This window comes from Aneurinibacillus aneurinilyticus ATCC 12856 (assembly GCF_000466385.1).
GTDB classification, from domain to species: domain Bacteria; phylum Bacillota; class Bacilli; order Aneurinibacillales; family Aneurinibacillaceae; genus Aneurinibacillus; species Aneurinibacillus aneurinilyticus.
Genome location: NZ_KE952764.1, coordinates 1 through 2704, shown reverse-complemented (window position 1 = coordinate 2704; position 2704 = coordinate 1). Strand labels below are relative to the sequence as shown.

At 39.8% G+C, this 2704-nt stretch carries 3 protein-coding genes; 2 read left to right on the top strand and 1 reads right to left on the bottom strand.

Translation table 11 applies throughout. The features are described from left to right. Positions 1–169: 169 nt before the first annotated feature. The gene (locus tag HMPREF0083_RS09945; protein ID WP_021621161.1) at positions 170–427 is read right to left on the bottom strand and encodes a hypothetical protein; all 258 of its coding nucleotides are present in this window, start codon (positions 425–427) and stop codon (positions 170–172) included. Positions 428–816: 389 nt separating this feature from the next. Here HMPREF0083_RS09945 and HMPREF0083_RS09940 point away from each other — a divergent pair, with 389 nt between their 5' ends. Together HMPREF0083_RS09940 and HMPREF0083_RS09935 are read left to right on the top strand one after the other, a co-directional pair. Beyond that, positions 817–1788, top strand: a complete 972-nt coding sequence (locus tag HMPREF0083_RS09940; protein WP_021621159.1) for a YpdA family putative bacillithiol disulfide reductase — start codon at positions 817–819, stop codon at positions 1786–1788. Between the two features lie 44 nt (positions 1789–1832). After that, complete coding sequence (locus tag HMPREF0083_RS09935) at positions 1833–2624, top strand: HAD family hydrolase (protein WP_021621158.1); 792 nt, start codon at positions 1833–1835, stop codon at positions 2622–2624. Positions 2625–2704 lie beyond the last annotated feature (80 nt).

The window sequence follows — 2704 nt, the reverse complement described above, 5'->3', positions numbered from 1 at the left end:
TTGGGGCACGGTGTGGTGGCGATCTACTCTGGATAATCAACACCCTTGGTATTATATTTTTTACTTACATGCTACATTTTATTTTTCAAGCCCCACATATGAGCAGGTACAATTAGTGGAATTATTGTACAGATAATAAAAAAGAAAAAGCCCTAAGATAGGGCTTTTTTTAATAATCATCTGTATATTCTGCTGCATAGGCATAGGGCGATTCATGAACTTTAATCGTCTCTCCAATCTCTAATTGGTACGTTCCAATCGAGTGAATGGCTTCCCCATTACCCGTATAAATAGCTGGAACCCACCCACGTTCAGGATGTAATAGTTCAATTGCTTTTCCGGCTATCAATGGTAAAACTTCCCCGTTTTTGACAGCTATCCTTCCGCTACCATTAACAAGTTGAAATTTACCTTGAATGCTATCCATGAAAAACCAGCTCCTTTACAGGTAATAATATCATTCCTGTTTATGCAGGAGCTTTAATTGTAACACGTATATTTCGAAAAAAAAACATGTGTTGCAGCAGCTCTACAATCATACGAATCTTTGGATAGAACAGGATTAAAAAACGCATGAAGATTTCCCGAAAAAATAATCATTTCCCAGGTAATCGTAATATTTCGACAATTGTTAACAATAGCACAAGAATAAAGCAGAATGGTGTCGTTTTAATTTTTAGACAAACGTACGCGAGGAACTATCCAGCACTGGATTCATGAAAGCTTAACGTACTGGCAATATCTTACCTCATCGGTTATTATGGTAATATTGTTTTATTTGTCTTCATGTAAACCATTGCTGAGAGGTGATTAACCTTGGAAGAAGTTGTAATCATCGGGGCAGGTCCTTGCGGATTATCTGCCGCACTGGAGCTACAAAAAATCGGTATCCAGCCTCTTATTATCGAGAAGGAATCTGTGGTTCACTCGATTTATTTATATCCGACACATCTGCAATTTTTTAGTACTCCAGAGCTGCTTGAAATTGGAGGCTATCCTTTTTCCACTCCGAATGAAAAGCCGACAAGAATAGAAGCATTGACATACTATCGGAATGTAGCAAACAGAAGCGAACTTCGAATCCGTCCCTATCATAAGGTGACTGCTATTCAAGTGCAGCCTGACGGTACTTATGCATTGACCGTACAGAATCGATTTGAACATACAAGCACCGTATTGACAAAGTATGTCGTAGTGGCAACCGGTTACTTCGATTATCCGAACTTGCTTGGTATTCCCGGAGAGCAACTGCCAAAAGTTACACATTATTTCCGTGAAGCCCATCCTTATACAGGAACAAAAGTAGCTGTCATCGGAGGAAGCAACTCAGCTGTTGATGCAGCATTGGAATTGCTGCGAGTTGGAGCGGATGTGACAGTTATATACAGGGGGGAAACCTACTCTCCGATTATCAAGCCATGGGTTCGGCCAATATTCGAAAGCATGGTTAATAAAGGACGTATCACGATGTTATTTCGCTCCTGTGTAACGAACATTTCAGAGTCAACCATCACTGTATCCAGAGATGGTTCAGAAGAGCAATTGGACAATGATTTCGTACTTGCGCTAACCGGATTCCGTCCAGATCGGAGTATGCTGCGTGAGGCTGGTGTAGCTTTTCAAGAGGATGGAGAAATTCCGGTATTTAATCCAGACACTATGGAGACCTCTTCTCCAGGACTCTACATTGCAGGCGTAATCGCTTCTGGAAGAAATGCCAATGAAGTCTTCATTGAAACGGGACGAATGCATGGACGATTCATCGCGAACCATATTGCTCGTAAATAAAATTCCTTATAATACTATCACCAAGAAATGAGAGGCTGAGTTATATGATTAAAGCAATTATTTTTGACCTTGATGATACCCTGCTATGGGATCAAAAAAGTGTAAAAGAGGCTTTTACAGCCACTTGCCAAGTAGCGCAGCAAAAATACAATGTCGATCCTGAAGCACTTGAAGAGGCGGTGCGAAAAGAAGCAAGAGAACTTTATTCCTCCTATGAAACCTATCCTTTTACGCAAATGATTGGCATTAACCCTTTTGAAGGACTATGGGGTAACTTTCTAGACGATGATGACAATTTCAGAAAATTAAAAGACATTGTTCCGACATATCGCAAGGAAGCCTGGTCAAGAGGATTGAAAGCATTGGGAATCCATGATCCTGAATTTGGATATGAATTAGCGGAACGATTCCCTGTTGAACGTCGGAAGAATCCATTTGTATATGAAGAAACGTTTAACGTATTAGATGAACTAAAAGAAAAATATCAACTCTTGCTTTTAACGAATGGCTCACCCGATTTACAAAATACCAAACTAGAGATTACTCCTGAACTTGTTCCATATTTTCATCATATTGTCATCTCCGGTGCATTTGGCAGAGGTAAACCTGATCCTTCTATTTTCGAACATACATTAACATTGCTGTCGCTCCAAAAAGAGGAAGTCATTATGGTTGGTGATAACTTAATGACAGACATTCTCGGTGCATCCCGTGTCGGTATACATTCGGTATGGATAAACCGCCACAATAAAGAGCGAAACGAAGTCATTCCTGATTATGAAATTAAACACTTAGAGGAACTTTATCCTATTCTTGATACGCTTAATAAACAATAGTCAATAAGGAAAAGCAACTAAAGACCCCCCGATTTCTAACACAGTAGGGACTGACCCCATAGAGTGAGACAAATAAAAAA

What these genes read in the sequence shown, in the direction of transcription:
- HMPREF0083_RS09935 (WP_021621158.1), top strand. Translation starts at nt 1,833, where the DNA reads ATGATTAAAGCAATTATTTTTGACCTTGATGATACCCTGCTATGGGAT.
- HMPREF0083_RS09945 (WP_021621161.1), bottom strand. Translation starts at nt 427, where the DNA reads ATGGATAGCATTCAAGGTAAATTTCAACTTGTTAATGGTAGCGGAAGG.